Origin of the sequence: Aminobacter sp. DSM 101952 (assembly GCF_001424795.1) — a bacterium.
GTDB lineage: Bacteria > Pseudomonadota > Alphaproteobacteria > Rhizobiales > Rhizobiaceae > Aminobacter > Aminobacter aganoensis.
This window is the reverse complement of sequence record NZ_LMCL01000006.1, coordinates 1-14,748: the sequence shown is the minus strand read 5'-3', so window position 1 is coordinate 14,748 and position 14,748 is coordinate 1. Positions and strand designations below refer to the sequence as shown.

Here is a 14,748-nt window from a genome sequence, read left to right as displayed (position 1 = left end):
AAGGTCGACCGGCTTGTCCAACTATCGGGAGCGTCGAAACAGGTCATGTCCAACCAAACATCGATGCTGAATCCCGCGCGGCGCAACCACTGTCTGATTGCCATCGGTGCGTCCTCCGGCGGGGTCGAACCGTTGAAACAGATCGTGCGCGACCTGCCGGCCGATCTCGCGGCAGCAGTCTTCGTGGTCCTCCATATCGGCCCGGTAAGCCATCTCGCAGGCATCCTGGATCGGGCCGGCCCGCTGCATGCCAAGACGGCGGTGAATGGCGCGATCTTCAAACGCGGGAACATTTACGTGGCGCCGCCGGACTACCATTTGTTGATCCATGACTATCACATCCTGCTGCGCCGCGGCCCGCGCGAAAACCTTTCGCGACCGGCCATTGACCCGCTGTTTCGATCTGCCGCCTTGAGTTTTGGCCCACAGGTGATCGGGGTTGTTCTTTCGGGCTCTCTGTCGGACGGGACAGCAGGATTACGAGCGATAAAAGCGATGGGCGGACTGGCGGTGGTCCAGGATCCACAAGACGCCACGGTGCCGGCGATGATCAACAGCGCGATAAGGTATGTCGATGTGGATCACACCGTCCCTGCCGCCGATATCGGCACGTTGCTCGGAGAGCTAGTCGCCAGACCGGCGGGAGAAAAGCGTCCTGCACCGCCGCATTTGCGACTTGAAGCCGCCATCGCGGCACAGGAGCATTCGACCATGCAAGAAGAAGATCGACTTGGTGAGATTTCGATATTCATATGTCCCGAATGCCATGGCCCGCTGTGGGAGATCGAAGACGGTGACATGGTGCGTTATCGATGCCATACGGGACATGCTTTCACTTCGGAGGCGATGCTGGAGGCGCAATCGGTCGAAGTCGATGAGATGTTGTGGAGTCTATTGAGAGCGCATCAGCAACGTGCCGAATTTACGCGACGGATGGCACAGCGCGAGAGCAAGAAGAATCTCCCCGCTCTGGCCGCACAGTTGGCCGCGAGAGCCCAGGAATACACTAATGACGCTCGCGTGATAGAGCGCATTCTCGAGAGCAGGCAGGCAGCAGTAAGCGAGCATGAAGCAATCCCGGAACAAGAAAACGGAAAGAAACGCCCAGGCTAATCAGGCCAAGGAACCCGGGAACGGGAAGAATACTCCCTTCCCGATCATTGGTGTGGGTGCCTCAGCAGGTGGGATTTCCGCCTTGCGACAGTTCTTCCCGACGGTGTCGCCAGAAAGCGGGCTTGCCTATGTCGTCATCCAGCATCTGGATGCCGAGCACGAGAGCGTCTTGCCCAGCATTATCCAGCGCTGCACGACGATCCCGACGGAGACGGCAGCCGAGGGCGACGAGATATTGCCCAACCGGATCTATGTCATTCCGCCGGGCGCTTCGGTGACCGTCAAGGACGGCAGGTTTCACATTGCAAAATTGGCTGCAACCCGGACAAAGCGGACGCCTATCGATGATTTCTTTATTTCGTTGGCCGAGGAAAAAGACGAACATGCCGCTGGTGTGATCCTTTCGGGAACCGGTAGCGACGGCACGATCGGCCTGCGGGCGGTCAAGGAACATGGTGGCCTCACGCTTGCGCAAGAGAGCGCCGAATATGACGGCATGATGCGAAGTGCCGTCCAAAGCGGCCTCGTAGACCTGGTCCTGCCCGCCGAAGAGATGGCCGCCAAGCTCGTCAATTATTTCCAGCATGTCTATCGGCCGCAGACCGACGGCGAGAAGGATCGGCGCAAGCGCGACGTCGTCGACCAGTTGACGCGGATAACGCTTTTGCTGCGCAATCGCACAGGCCACGATTTCAGCGGCTACAAGAGCAACACCATCTTGCGCCGCATCCAGCGCCGCATGCAGGTCCTGCAGATCGACGATCCCGTTGCCTTTCACGACCGGCTGCGCCAGGAACCGCAACAAGTCGACCTGCTCTTCCAGGACCTGCTGATCGGCGTCACCAGTTTTTTCCGCGATCCTCAGGCCTTCGAGGCACTTGAGCGGTTAGTCATCACGCAACTCTTCGAGGGTCGCAGACCAGACGAACCGATAAGGGTATGGGTTCCCGGCTGCGCCACGGGCGAAGAAGCCTATTCGATTGCGATGCTACTTCGAGAGAACGCCCCGCGCGGCGCGGCATCACCCAAATTGCAGGTGTTTGCCACCGACATCGACGAGCGTGCCCTGGAAATCGCCCGCGCCGGCCGTTATCCCGCAGCGATTGCCACCGACCTCACGCCAAAGCGGCTCAAGGAGTTCTTTTCGCGCGAGGACGGCACTTACCGGGTCGCGGCCGAGCTCAGGGAAATGTGCCTGTTTTCGGCTCACAACCTGTTGCGCGATCCCCCGTTCTCGAAACTCGACCTGATTGCGTGCCGCAACCTGCTCATCTACATGGGGCCGGAGCTGCAGGAAAAGGTCATTCCCATTTTCCACTATGCGCTTCGAAACAATGGCCACCTGTTTCTCGGCTCCTCCGAAAACGTCACGCGCCACGCGCGCCTGTTTTCGACGATCGACAAGGCGAGCCGCGTCTTCCAGAAGCGAGCCGGATTTGGCGGCCCACGGCTTCCTGAATTCCCGCTGACCACATCGGCAAAACCCACGACGCTTCCGGCGCGCCAGAAGGCGACGACGGGCAGCTTGCAGGAGACCGCCGAGCGCGTCCTTCTGGAGCGTTATGCCCCAGCCTATGTCATCATCAATGCAGCCGGAGATCTCGTCTTCAGTTCCGGCGGCACAGGCAAATATCTCGAGCTCGCGGCGGGCGCCCCCGACAACAACATCTTTGCGATGGCCAGGCGCGGCCTGCGGCTGGATCTCAGAGCTGCCATTCACAAGGCGGTCAGCACCGGCCAGGTTTCCGTCCAGAACAAGATCAATATCGGCACCAATGGCGGGCGGCTGACAATCAGCCTTGCCGTCCAGCCGCTTCCGCCTGATGGCTCGGCCGACCCGCTTTACATGCTTGTGTTCAGAGACAGCGGTACCGTTCAGCCGGACTTCGAAAGCGAGCGCGCGCATACGACCGACGATGTCGAGAGCGCTAATGTCACCCAGCTGGAGCGCGAGCTGAGGGAGACCAAGGAACGCCTTCAGATCACGACCGAAGAGCTGGAATCGTCGAACGAGGAGCTGAAATCCTCGAATGAAGAACTGTCATCGATCAACGAGGAGCTGCAGTCCTCCAACGAGGAACTGGAAACCTCGAAGGAAGAGCTGCAGTCGATCAATGAGGAACTGCAGACCGTCAACTCGGAGCTGAACATCCGTGTCGACGAGCTCAGCCGTGCGAACAACGACATGGCCAATCTGCTTGAGAGCACCCAGATTGCGACCGTGTTCCTCGACCGGGACCTGTGCATCAAGAGCTTCACCCCCACCGCACGGGACTTGTTCCGGCTCGTCGAAAGCGATGTCGGGCGGCCTTTGGCCCATGTCCGCCCTCGCTTTGCCGCCGACAATCTGCAGCTTGACCTGGAACAGGTGCTGCAGCGTCTCGGCACCATCGAACGGCAGATCGACAATGCGGAGAACGAGCGCCGCTACATCATGAGGGTGTTGCCTTACAGGACCGTCGACAATGTCATTGCCGGCGTGGTCGTCACTTTTGTCGATGTGACGCAAATCGCACGCGCGGAAGAACGCATAGGCGCGCTTTCCCACGACCTGCGGGACCGGGTCGACATTTTGGAAACCTTGCTCGACCTTGTTCCGGTGGGCATATTCATCGCCGAGGGCGGCAATGGCGAGCAGATAAGGGCCAACCGTTACGCGGTGGAGCTGGCGGGTCGGCGCGTGAGCGACGACAAGCTGGTGTCGATGCCGGCCGACCTGCCATTGCTGGTGGGCGGCGAGGCAATGGATACGGACAACCAGCCCTTGATGAAGGCAATCAGGACAGGAAAGGCCGTTCCCGGTTATGAGGCCGTGCTCAAGCGACGGGACGGCAGCCAGAGCGATATCCTGTTTTCGGCCAACCCGCTGTTTGACGAGGCAGGCAAGATTCGCGGCGCCATTGGCGCTCTTGTCGACATATCCAGCCACAAGGAAGCTGAGCGCAACCGCGAGGAGTTGCTTCATGAACTGCAACACCGGGTTAAGAACATCCTCGCCATCATTACTGCACTGACCTCGAGAATGCTGCGCTCGGCGACGTCGATCGAGGAGTTCGCGGCGGCGTTTCAGGAGCGTCTCAAGGCGATGGCCAGGACGCACGAACTCCTGTCGTCACACAGTTGGGGCAGTGCCGATCTCGAGGGTCTGCTCCGAAGGACGGTGTTTCCTTATGTCGGCGACAGCCATCAGAATGTGAGCATCATGGGCGAGCCAGTCGTGCTGAATGCAAATCTGGCGGGAACCTTGGGCATGGTCTTTTTCGAGCTGGCCAGCAATGCTGCCAAATATGGCGCTCTGTCCACTACAAGCGGCCGCGTCGAGGTGGCCTGGAATGTCGAAAACAAGGTGCTATCCCTGACCTGGAGAGAGGCCGACGGGCCGGTCGTCGCGCAGCCGCCGAAAAGAAATTTTGGAACCACTTTCATCCAGCGCAGTTTGCAATACGAGTTTGGCGGAAGCGTCCAGTTGAGATTTGAGCGAACCGGACTGGAATGTTCCATAACGGTACCGCTTGCCAAGAAGAAGTCTCGCTAACGCTTGCGTTGCCGCCTGCTCCCGGATTAGGGATGACAAACAAATCGCAACTGGATGGCCTCAGCGTTCTCATCGTTGAAGATGCGTTTTTGGTCGCTTTGGATCTTTGCGACTATCTCGAAAGCGCCGGCTGCACCGTGATAGGTCCCGCAGCGACTGTAAATCAAGCATTTCAGGAGATGACCGACGTCAGCCTGGATGGCGCAGTACTTGACGTCAATCTTGCCGGTGAACAGAGTTTTCCCATAGCTGAGCAGCTGGCGTCGCGTGGCGTGCCATTCCTCTTTTTGACCGGATATGACAGCGCAACCGCATTTCCCAGCGAGTTTCAGAGTGTCCTCAGATTGTCAAAGCCTGTGGAACTGGAAACTCTGGCAAAAGCAGTTTCGGACTTTCGGAAAAGCTAGGCAAGGTCCGCGAAGCTCAACCAAAAAAGCCCACTATAAATAAGCCCCACCACCCCTCGGCGGTGGGGCTTGCGCGTCACTGCGCCTTTTCGACCTGGCCCCTGATTTCGCCATCGGGGAATTTCTGCGTGTGAATGTTGAGATACCATTTGCCCGCCTGCAGATCGGCCATCTGCTGGTCGGTCAGGTCGGCGGAGCCGCTGGCTACGCTCGACGATATGTCGACGACAGGATCGGCATTCTCGCCCACGGCGGCGGGCCCGTGGAAATGAGCGGCCGTCGCATCGCCGGTCAGCCCGGTCGATGTCACGGTCCAGGTCAGCTTCTTGGTAGCACTATCGACGCTGACGTCGGCTGTCCCCGTACCGGGGCTATCGGTGGGAGGCACCTCGCTGGCAGCCTTAAGGTCGGCCTTGAACTTCATGGTCTCAGACAGCGACGGCGTCACCGCCAGCAGCGTTCCAACCGTGAACGCAAGCGCGAATGTCTTGAAAGCGGACATTTCAGATCCTCCTGGGGAATGTGCAGCATGCGCCGCACCGATTGTCTGAAACGTGCGGTCTACCGCAGTAGTTCCACCGATGAGGCCGTAGCGCTTCTATTCCGTCGCGTCGGCACGAACCGTGCCGTGGTCTTCTTTTGCTTCCCTTTCAATGCTGTTCAACGTCTTCTTGATCTCTTTGGCGTCGGCATGTTCGAGCCCCACCACCTGATTGCGGGCGCTGTTCAAACTGAGGACAATCTCGTCCAGCTTGGCGTGAATTGCTGCCGTATCACGGTAGCCCTGGATTAGGACGACGCCCGTTATAAGGATAGCAGCGACCGAAAGACCATAGGTAACGATGTCGGTCAGGCCAAAGGGAACCAAGGCGGTGCTAACGATCATCGCTGCCATCAGCAGGTAGAAACCCGGCGGCCGTGAGAGAAAGCCGGCCAGCCTGAAAAGATGCAGGTCCATGGTGACGCCTGACGTCCAATTGCGTAGCTGATAACGCAGGCTCCGGCCTTTGGTTCATTTGTCGGCCTCCGAGCGGCCTGAAAGGTTTCCGGAAAATAGCCAAAGTGCATTCCCTCCACAACGGCCAGATCTCTTCAGAAGCCACCAGCTCTGGCAAACTGCTCAATCGGGTCGTGAATGTCCGATGTGTCGTCGTTCGGCGACCCGTCCTTTTGGCCAATTTTCGACATAGTCATCAACTCGTGTGGAAACGGCTTCAGGAGTGGGCAGGATTGGCCTCAGGCCCGATCCACTTGACATTAGTCGTCCGACGCCAGGACGATGGGATGCGATCGTAGATCGTAGCCATGAGTTCATTCGACGCGCAGGTGACGACACAGAAGGTTCGAAGCAGCTCGCCATTGGCTGGGTTGCGCCATTGTCGTAGATCCCGGCGAGCCAGAAGGAAGAGCCGTCCTTAGGGCTGCTTTTCCTTGCCCGTGCCATGGTGTCTTGTCACTCAATGCAACCGTCAACCGGTGTCAGGCAGCGCTTCGCGGCATAACCCCGCTTGAACATGCCATAGCGATGGCGGCGCGGGGGCATTGACCGATGGTACCGCCTGCCCGGTGCAAACCACTCTGGCTTTCGCGCTGGTCGGCGCAATGGGATCGCATCCACCGCTCGCGCTTTGTGGTCACGGGAGGAAGTTCCATGATCGACGAGACGAAATGCTGACCGAGCAAGTCGCAAACGATACCGACTAAGATGTGCTCACATTGGCTGAGCAATATGGATAGTCCGACGGTCAAGCCCGCGCGCCAATCCGGCTGCACGGCACATCTCGCGGGAAGCTTGCCAAGATAATCGCAGGCGAGATTTTCGACAGTTTCCCTATCGCCTATGCGATAGCTCTGTGGCCTTGGTGCTTGTCATTACCCTTTGCAGATCGGGGGAACGTACTGACGGTTTAGCTCCGAAGTTCAGCAATTCAGAACCGCAAGTATGGCTAACTGTGAAAGCCTGCCGTGGGCAAAAGGTACCGGCAGGCTTTCACCTCAAACGTGGCGAAGACGCCCACGCTACCGCTTTGCGCGGCATATTCATAACCGGCTCGACCAATCGTAGGTTCCCTATATCATTCACAAAGTTTAACGGGATTGGCGATCAAGTTGGGGAGGCGCATTCGCCCCTAGCTAAGGGTGTCCGCTCCCTAGTTTGAGCGGACACCCATACTCTAATCTGCTACCAGTATCGATACCAGATCCAAACACGTCGCCTGTAGCACCGCGTAACTCTCCTGCCTCGGCGCCAGTGGCGACGGCAGTATCGCCTCCAAACACGACGTCTGCGCCGGCGCGGCCGATGGTGCCATCTCCGGTGATTAACTGGCGCGACTTCGTCCGGATCCTCATGGGCCTCTAGGGGGAATATGTCGAGTTCATCCAGGATCCCGTCGCCAGTCTTGGGACGAAGCGGAAATGCCTGGATTGGCTGAGCTATTGTGGTTGCGGCTGCGGCGCCGGTAAAGGCCACCATGCCGGTCAGGAATAATCGGCGGTCCATTGGAACCTCCCAATCGTTGACACAACGTGTTGGTCAACAGCTCGCGGGTACGTTGGTTCCCTCGGAAACTGGGGCCCCAAGAAAGCCAAGACCTGCCGGAGGGCGATCGCGGCAGGCTTGGTCCTCGGGAGTGATATTCGGGGTATGATCGCTCCATCGCGAGAACGCGCCGGTCGCCGTTCCGTACCCATAGCAGCGTTTGAATGAGACGCAGCACAACTCGGCGGCCGAAGTTGGAACCTCACCACGCAACAGCCAGCGGCCCCCGGGCGGCTGATGGACTCTTGGGTGGTGCAACGGCATGATCCCGGCGATTCGGAAGGGATGCCCATGTCTGTAAAATTCGGAAATACGACCACAACGCCGAACCTGGTCAACGTGCATATCAATGCGCTCGAACCAGGAAACCTTATCGTTCGGCTGGAATATGTGATCTCCCAGGACCACATCGAGCAGATCCGACGCGGCGAGGCCACGGTCGACAACGTCGAGCTGCTGATCAAGCCGCATCAGGCGCGAAAGATCGCCGAAGGACTTGTCCGCCAGGCGGAACTGATCGAGGCCTCGAAGCTGCCCGGCGGCACGCAACAGTAGAACTGCGCCATACGCTTTATAGACTTGCTAAGACAGATGCGGCCAAGGCCCTGCCGGACGGCCCATCACGTGCGCTGATCAAGGGATTTCCGGAGCGCGGGTTACCGACAAGCCAACGGCGTGGTGTGGGAACTGCCGTGGTCTGCCGGTTCGGCCGCCGGGCAGACCACTATCGGGAACGTGGTCCGCTGAGGGGACGGACACGTTCACGAATTCCACCGCAAAGCGGTGGAAGGCATCTTGGCCGTTACTGGCCGCTTGGTGCCGGTGCAGGCGTAGCAGGGGCAGCGGGGACTTCGGGGGCGGCCGCAGGGGCTTCAGGCGCAGCTGGTGCGGCCGGCGCGGCAGGTGCCGCCGGTGCTGCGGGTGCTGCGGGCGCAGCCTCAGGCGCCGAAGATGTTGGTGCTTGGACATTTACGTCGACATTGCGGTCCCAATCGCCTTGAACGAAAAAGAAAAGTGCAACAGCGGCCGCAATTGCGATGATAATCGCAACAACCCAACCGGTCCCGCCGCCGCCGGAATTAACTACCGTAGGTCCATCAGCCATAACCAACATCCTCCGTCATGTTAAATATATGCCGGCCACAAACAGTCCGACACCTAACCCAAAGATGGGTGCGAGAATCCACCGCGCCTGGTGCACGCTGCGGTCCATTTGATCCTCCCGTTTCACTGGTGTTATTCGAACGAGAAACCCTGGGAATTGGTTCCCTGGGGTCAGATCATCACTGCCCGCTCGGGATGAATTGAACCCAACCCGGCGAGCGACAGCTCAGCTTTGGCGCAGCAAAAGGCCCCGCCGGGGACTGCGCCGGCGGGGCTGTCAGTGCCAGTTTAATGTCGGCCCTAGACGAGGATGAGCACGATTTTCAAGGTTGAGGGCTCGACGATCACGATGCGCCCGTCGACGAGGATAAAGAACAGATATCCTTCGTATGCCGGCACGATCTTTACGATCCGGACAGGAAGCGGTCTCAGCTTGACCTTCACCGTCTGCGGCACGGCCACGCCGACCGCTACGTCAACGTCGACACGTACCGGCTCCACCTTCTCTTCCTTGATCACCTGGGTAATCTCTGTCTTCTGCTCGACGGTGACGTTGACGTTCGTGCCAGCAGACTTGCCACCTTGCTCAGTCTGCTGCTCGCCCTGGGCAGGCTGTGTTTGCGTCTCGGTGTTACTGCCTTGGGCTGGCTGCTGTTGTGTTTCCGTGCCCTGGGCTGGCTGCTGCTGCGTCTCAGCGGTACCGCCCTGTGCCGGCTGCTGCTGCGTTTCCGTTCCCTGTGTGGGCTTTTGGGGTTCGGCCCCCGGCTGCTCAGCTTGTCCCTGCTGAGCCTTGGGCTTGTCGGCCTTACCCTGATTTTCACCGCCCTGCTGGCCCTCGGGAGATGGTGTCGTGCCTTGCTGGGCACCACCTTCCGGCTGTGGGCACGTCGCGGACTGCGATCCATCAGGGCATTTTGCCTCCTGTCCCTGAGCCGGCTGCTCTGTCTGTGCCAGAACCGGGGCGATTGCAATTCCCAGTCCTAAGCCAAATGCACTGGTTATGATGATACCTCGCATGATGACTTCTCCCGTTGGAATAGCCCGCGAGGGGCTAATCCAAAGCGGCAGCTATCGTTCCAAAGCATTTTCCCTGTGTCCCGGTTTCCGCTGCATGGCGATCCGCCGCCGATCTCAATCAATTGCCGCCCTGAGGCAGGTTTGTCGGAACGGATCGCCGCCCCGATGGTTTCGCCCTCCCACCCCAAGAGGACGTCAATCATGAACCATAAGAATCACGTTCGCCTCACCGAAGCCGAGCTCACGCCCGATCTGCTTGCAGAGGCCACCATCTACGGCCCGGACGACGAGGACATTGGATCGGTGTCACATGTCCACGGTTCGGGCAGCATGGCTCAGGTCATTATCGACGTCGGCGGCTTCCTCGGAATCGGCGCCAAACCGGTTGCAGTTCCCCTCAGCCAGCTCGATTTCATGCGCAACGAGGATGGCGAAGTTCACGCGGTTACGTCTTGGACGAAGGACCAGTTGAAGGATATGCCGGAGCACCACGACTAACCCGGGCGCCTGGCCAGCAAAACGCACGGCATGCATCGCATTGAGCCGGGTCAGGGCAACCGCGATCCGACGCGGTCCCCGAAGGTTTCTGCAAGGCGTTTTCCGACGGTGCCGGAAGGATGCTTTCGGGCGATAGGCCTAAAGCCCACATTCGACGCTTTTTCGCGGAACCGCCCTGCCCCAACCTGACGCGCCGCCTCAAATAAGTGCGCAGGATTATGCGCGGCCCACGGCTACGAGCGGTCGCGGTCAGAGATGCACAACCTAGCCGGGTCGCCGGAATGATCGGGTAGCGCGGGAGCTTTCGGATCGTCTGGGCAGGCCATTCGCCAACATCCACCGCCGTTGAGGAATCCTCAGCAAGCTCTCCCACCCGTCAGACGCCATTGGCCCGGCGATACCCGTGCACCGTATTGCGCAGGCGGTCATTCACCGGCCGCAGGTTAGTCAATGCGTCCACGAATGCCTGGCTATCGCGGACGGACAGGTCAAGGCGCTGACGCTCCTCGATGGCGTGGCGAGCAGCTTCCAGCACGCTGGCCATGACGAAATCGGTCACCGTCCGGCCCTGCAACGCGGCGGCATGTTCTATAATACTCTTCTGGTCAGCCGTGACGCGTGTTTCCAGACGCTCACCACGGACACGACCAGGCGGAACCGAGGACGGTTGATTTTTCGTGTATGCCAAATTGCCGGCGCATAGCGCCGAGCGAAGCTGGTCTAGGTGGCGCAGGCCGGCGAGCGCGGATCGGCGTCATCGGGGTGGTCAGGCACGGTTGTTAAATCGCCAGAGATAGAACCGACAAGTACCTCGTCATAAGAGACCTAACACTTTCAGGTCCATGCTGTTTTTCGGCATCAAACTGAAGGCTATCTCCTTTAGACATTAGGTAACAATTATCTCCATGTCGGTACAGCAATTCACCATCTAATATAAATATAAACTGCCTTCCCTGATTACTACGGTATTCTATGGAGCCGCTATTTAACATATCCTGGGTAAGTGTCACTACCTGTTTGTGAACTACCAAATTTCCACTCGCCAGCTGCTCTGCCATATTGCTTGCACATTCAAAATCGTTTGTTATTCCGGGCGGCATAAACTTCGTAAATAAAGCAGTTCTTCTAGATTTGGTGCTTCGTAGCAGGGTAGTTATTGGAATAGCCAAAGCCCAAGAAAGTGACTGCAAGGTGCCTAGGGAAGGCGCGATTGTCCCCTTTTCTATCTTTGAAAGCATTCCAGGCGATATTCCCGAGGCATGAGCAAGCTCGGTAGCCGTCATTTCGTGTTTTCGACGACAATTTCGTACTTCCCTTCCGATGAAAGCCTGTAGTTGCCTTGAATCGAGACCAGAACTATCGCTCAGCCTATCGTTAGGAACATTAACACCGCTTTTCACGAATTTTGCCTTATGTTTGTTTCGACATCCACCTTGTCGTAGCTGTCTCAGTGCCTTGCAGTCCTGTTGATCAGCAGTATTTGCAGGCCGGCTGCAGCGGAGCTGGGGCTGCTAGTTGGAAGTAGATCACCCGAAAACTGCAGGGCATGATGGAAGGCTCCATCCTCAAGCAAAACGCCCGGTTCGCAGCCAAACTTCCGTATCCGCGAAATCGAGTTGGCGTCCACAATCGCGCCGGCGGCCGTGGACGAACCATCACGTCCAGCGCCTCCGCTTAGAAATGCCCATGGATGCCCGATCGGTGCTTGCTCATCGAGAAATGCGAAACGTAATGCGAGCTCTTGGTTTCGCTCTCGGATGCCGGTGATTTTGGCGGCCGGGCTCCATCCCGCGACTATCGCCATTGGCCCGGCTTCTGCAGGTTGCAATTTCGCGAGGCGATGCAGCGTCGCAGCGACATCGGATGCGCACCCTTCGAGTTCGTCCACTTTGAAAATAGTTTGATGGCTGACGGCGGCCCGTTCGATCACCTTGCGCAGGCTGGCGTTGAGGGAGCCAACTACTAGGTTCTCTACATGCGAGAAGCTCATTTCTTCGGTTCGTTGGAGCAGACCATTTGCATAAGAACGAAGGGGGCCTGACATGACCCCATTCAAACGGTAGCGGATTAGCACCGCTAGTGCGTCTGCGGCGGTAGTGGCAGGTTGCACCGTTGGCCCTGAGGCAATTGTTCCGGCATCATCGCCTACAATATCCGACAGGATCAACGATAGTACCCGCGCACCGGTTGCAAGTTGCGCCAAGCGGCCACCTTTCAGGCGCGAGAATTGCTGCCGCACAGCATTAATCTCACTGATATCCGCGCCTGAGTGCAGCAGGGCTTGGTTGAGTGCTATTTTGTCCGCGAGCAGTACGCCTGACGCCGGCGCGCACACCATTGCCGAACCGCCACGGCTTATGAGCACTAGCACCAAATCGCCGGGTTCGGCTGAACGCGCCGCGCGTTCAACGGCATAGCCGGCTGCAACACTGCGCTCGTCGGGTAGCGGATACCCTGAAACCGTGATGTCCATTCCTTTCACGGCCGACTTATTTTCGCAGTTTGTCACGATGCACGACCTGTGCAGTTTGGCGACTACAAAAGGTAATGCGGCGCGCGCCATTGAACACGCTTCCATGCCGAACGAGATGAGGATCACTCGCTTGGCCAGATCAAGTTCGGTGCTGCGACTTTGCAAGGCCGAAGTAACTGCCTTTTCGGGATCGAAGGCTTCTATGCCCTCGTGGAACAAAGCAACGGCCTCTTCGCGAAGCCTGTTGCCCGACGATGTCGAAGGGTCTTGGATCATCGTTCGTCCTGGCCGCCTAGTAGGTTTCGCCTCTCCTCGCATGGATGCGACATCGCCTCCCACACTCTTGTCGGTCTCAGACGAAACCGGTCACCACGCCGACACCCACGATCGCCGCCAGCGCACCGATTGAGCGAACCAGGAGTGCCCCTCGTGCGCCCGCCTTGCCGTCGAGCAGCAGGCCGCCGGTCACCACGCCGACACCCACGATCGCCGCCAGCGCACCGATTGAGCGAACCAGGAGTGCCCCTCGTGCGCCCGCCTTGCCGTCGAGCAGCAGGCCGAAGCTGAGCCCGATCGCGTGCAGGATCGCGGTCGCCATGACAAAACCGGCACCGTAAGCGAGACCGCTGGCGCTTTCGGGCATTTCGGCTCCATGGGCGTAACCGTGAAAGACGGCAAAGAAGCCGACAAGCGCCATCGCCGCCGCCACGCCAGCCCGCAGGTTGAAGGCAACGACGCCGCCGAGAACGACGATCGACAGGCCAATGCCGAGCTCGACGAATGGAACGGCAACGCCGGCCAGGCCRAGAGCGCCACCCAGAACCATCACCGACACGAAGCTGGCCGGCACCAGCCAGCGGGCCCGGCCGCCAAGCTGCGACGCGAACAGGCCAACCATGACCATGGCAAGCACATGGTCGAGCCCACCCAGCGGATGGGTAAAGCCGTGGGCAAATCCGTCGACATGGCCGACACCGGTGTGGGCGCTKGCGACACCGGGCGCCAGCGCAAAGGCGGCCAGTGCCGCCAGGCGGGTGAGAGACGTGTTGTTCATGATCTGCATCTCTCACTTGCGCCGCGGCATGGGCTGTTGTCCGAAGGCTGCGACGACCGCGAGTGCAAACAGGCTTTCGGCAATGCCGCGCGCGGCAATGGCATCGGCCGCCAGGCAGCGCACGCCCCACCCTGCCCCGTTGGGCAGCAGGGTGATACCCACGACCTGGCGCTCCGGCCGCCCGAGGACTGCCAGTTCGTCGGCGGTGGGCAGCCGGTCGGGCGCGCCGACAAGCATGAAGTTGGACACGACCTTCCAGTCTCCGATCGGTGAACCGGCACCTGACAAATGCACGCCGGCGATCTCGAGATTGTCACGCACGAGCAGCCGGCCAGCGGCATCGCGGATGTCGACCTTGGCCTCCAGTCGCTCGAACGTGCGGCCACGACCTTCCGGATCATGCAGGGCGAAGGCATCCGACAACAGCAGCACCGCACCAGGCGCGAGCCTGGCCTGGATGACGCTCGAGCAGGCGGCACCGGGAAACAGCACCAGCGGATCGGGAGTCAGCGCAAGGAACGCACCCTCCTCCAGGACGATCTCTGTCGTCTGGTGCGCCGGTTGGCCGTGACAGTCGTGGACCACCGTCGCTGCCTGGGTGGTGACATGGCCAGCCGCCCCTGCCCCGACGTCGATACGGCTGTCCAGCCGGTCGTCGCGGTAGAGCCCACCTGAGGACGACTGCTGGTAGACCGTGAGCAGCGACGGGATGGCGACGTCGAAGGCAAACGGCCGCGTCATGTGGAACGGGTAGGAGACGTACTGGCGCCCGATATGGGTGCGCGCGCCATGCCGCGACAGCGCGAGTTCGAAGCGGCCGCTCCGCGCCCCTGCCGGGCGTGGCTGCGCCAGGGGTTGCGTCACACGCGGTTGGGGCCAATGGCTCGTCATCTGAACAATACGTCGGCAACGATACGGTCGGCGATCGCGTCGATGCCGTCATTGCTGCGGCAGGAGCAGGCAGGCGGCGGCACCGTCGGCCACCGGGCGCAGTTCGGGCCGGAC

At 59.6% G+C, this 14,748-nt stretch carries 12 protein-coding genes and 1 pseudogene; 5 read left to right on the top strand and 8 right to left on the bottom strand.

From position 1 onward, the window contains the following. Positions 1-45: 45 nt before the first annotated feature. The 3 genes from ASC75_RS07330 to ASC75_RS07320 are packed head-to-tail and all read left to right on the top strand — an operon-like array spanning position 46 to position 5,055. A complete protein-coding gene (locus ASC75_RS07330; protein ID WP_055972414.1) occupies positions 46-1,113 on the top strand; it encodes a chemotaxis protein CheB in 1,068 nt (355 codons plus the stop codon). Continuing rightward, complete coding sequence (locus tag ASC75_RS07325; RefSeq protein ID WP_082496437.1) at positions 1,067-4,648, top strand: CheR family methyltransferase; 3,582 nt, start codon at positions 1,067-1,069, stop codon at positions 4,646-4,648. The genes ASC75_RS07330 and ASC75_RS07325 overlap by 47 nt, the downstream gene beginning before the upstream one ends. A 32-nt stretch (positions 4,649-4,680) precedes the next feature. Continuing rightward, on the top strand, positions 4,681-5,055 hold the full coding sequence (locus ASC75_RS07320) for a response regulator (RefSeq protein ID WP_055972408.1): 375 nt from the start codon (positions 4,681-4,683) through the stop codon (positions 5,053-5,055). 76 nt (positions 5,056-5,131) lie between these two features. On the opposite strand, the gene ASC75_RS07315 is transcribed toward ASC75_RS07320, so the two are convergent. Together ASC75_RS07315 and ASC75_RS07310 are read right to left on the bottom strand one after the other, a co-directional pair. Continuing rightward, entirely contained in the window at positions 5,132-5,557 is a 426-nt protein-coding gene (locus ASC75_RS07315) for a CHRD domain-containing protein (RefSeq protein WP_055972404.1), read from the bottom strand. A gap of 96 nt (positions 5,558-5,653) precedes the next feature. Beyond that, complete coding sequence (locus ASC75_RS07310; RefSeq protein WP_055972400.1) at positions 5,654-6,013, bottom strand: low affinity iron permease family protein; 360 nt, start codon at positions 6,011-6,013, stop codon at positions 5,654-5,656. 1,875 nt (positions 6,014-7,888) lie between these two features. Between ASC75_RS07310 and ASC75_RS07305 the strand changes: the two genes are divergently transcribed. Beyond that, positions 7,889-8,152 (top strand): hypothetical protein, encoded by a 264-nt coding sequence (locus ASC75_RS07305; RefSeq protein ID WP_055972397.1) that lies wholly within the window; start codon positions 7,889-7,891, stop codon positions 8,150-8,152. An 849-nt stretch (positions 8,153-9,001) separates the two neighbouring features. Here the strand turns inward: ASC75_RS07305 and ASC75_RS07300 are convergent. Continuing rightward, the gene (locus ASC75_RS07300; RefSeq protein ID WP_055972394.1) at positions 9,002-9,718 is read right to left on the bottom strand and encodes a DUF1236 domain-containing protein; all 717 of its coding nucleotides are present in this window, start codon (positions 9,716-9,718) and stop codon (positions 9,002-9,004) included. A gap of 201 nt (positions 9,719-9,919) precedes the next feature. Here ASC75_RS07300 and ASC75_RS07295 point away from each other — a divergent pair, with 201 nt between their 5' ends. Beyond that, complete coding sequence (locus tag ASC75_RS07295) at positions 9,920-10,216, top strand: PRC-barrel domain-containing protein (RefSeq protein WP_055972392.1); 297 nt, start codon at positions 9,920-9,922, stop codon at positions 10,214-10,216. 376 nt (positions 10,217-10,592) lie between these two features. Here the strand turns inward: ASC75_RS07295 and ASC75_RS07290 are convergent, their stop codons facing one another. The 5 genes and pseudogenes from ASC75_RS07290 to ASC75_RS07275 form a co-directional block, all read right to left on the bottom strand. After that, complete coding sequence (locus ASC75_RS07290) at positions 10,593-10,904, bottom strand: DUF1778 domain-containing protein (protein WP_055972389.1); 312 nt, start codon at positions 10,902-10,904, stop codon at positions 10,593-10,595. Positions 10,905-10,995: 91 nt separating this feature from the next. Beyond that, positions 10,996-11,616 carry an XRE family transcriptional regulator gene (locus ASC75_RS25250; protein ID WP_280137930.1) on the bottom strand — a complete coding sequence of 207 codons (621 nt, stop codon included), beginning with the start codon at positions 11,614-11,616 and terminating at the stop codon, positions 10,996-10,998. Between the two features lie 47 nt (positions 11,617-11,663). Further along, positions 11,664-12,965, bottom strand: coding sequence for a DUF4147 domain-containing protein (locus ASC75_RS07285; RefSeq protein ID WP_162244905.1), 1,302 nt, complete (start codon positions 12,963-12,965; stop codon positions 11,664-11,666). 178 nt (positions 12,966-13,143) lie between these two features. Beyond that, positions 13,144-13,743, bottom strand: a pseudogene (locus ASC75_RS07280) (HupE/UreJ family protein); the annotation flags it as partial. 12 nt (positions 13,744-13,755) lie between these two features. Beyond that, on the bottom strand, positions 13,756-14,607 hold the full coding sequence (locus tag ASC75_RS07275; RefSeq protein ID WP_162244904.1) for an urease accessory protein UreD: 852 nt from the start codon (positions 14,605-14,607) through the stop codon (positions 13,756-13,758). Between the last annotated feature and the right edge of the window lie 141 nt (positions 14,608-14,748).